The 967-nt window shown below is 31.3% G+C and carries 1 protein-coding gene; it reads left to right on the top strand.

The window, feature by feature from the left end; all coding sequences use genetic code 11:
• Positions 1–967: transposase (locus EZV73_RS28280; protein ID WP_240843930.1), on the top strand; the 967-nt coding region annotated here is incomplete at both ends.

Raw genomic sequence — 967 nt, 5'->3', positions numbered from 1 at the left:
ACTTTGTATGAATACCATCAAAAAAATTATCTTACACAGAACCAGTTTTATGATAAGTTTAAAGATCATTATAGATGTGGTTATTTACAAGCGCATACTTACATTCATGCAATAAAGCAGTGTATGAAAGATATGTCCTCATTCTACAATTTGTTAGACTTGTATAAGGAAGATCCTAAAAACAATCAAAAGCCATCAATGCCCAGATATAAACACGAGAACAGGCAGATGACACCGACATTTCTAAAGAATGCTGTCAGGTTAAAGAAAGATACTTTGCTGCTGTCTATTGGTAAAGTGATGAAAAAAGAGAAAGATTTGAGATGCATTGAGATTAATCTTCCAAAGGAAGTCAGTTTATTTTTGTCAGATAAAAATATTAAGTCTRCGAYATTAAAGAAACTATCYARTGGTAAGTATGAAGTGAAAGTAGTTTATGAAATTSATAAACCTAAATTAAGGAAGACAAATGAAGTGATGGCTATAGATTTAGGTGTTTCAAATTTAGCAGCCCTAACATTTAAGGAATCATTGGATCAGATTTTAATTGATGGTAATGTAATAAAAAGTAGAATTKCAACTTACAATAATCAAATTGCTGAMCTTCAAAGTAAACATATGAAGATTGTAGGAAGTGATGATTTTAAGGCAACAAAKCGYATGAATAAGGTTTTGGATACTAGRAGAGGCTTTGTAGATTATTATACTCATAAAGCAAGTAAAATGGTCATTGATRTCGCCAATGACCATCAAGTAGGTACTATCGTTATAGGTGATTTCAAAGGCATAAAGAAAGAGAACAAGATCAARTATTTTGTTCAAATTCCACATATGCGTCTAATCAATCAGATTAAGTATAAAGCTGCAAAACATGGCATAAAAGTAGTAATGATGAATGAAGCTTACACTTCATCAGTGTCAGCAGTAGACTTAGAAATGGTTGAGAAAGAAGCAGCTGATAAATCAA

This window comes from Acidaminobacter sp. JC074, assembly GCF_022496765.1.
Lineage (GTDB): Bacteria > Bacillota > Clostridia > Peptostreptococcales > Acidaminobacteraceae > JABXKX01.
This window is presented reverse-complemented; position numbering and strand designations above follow the sequence as displayed.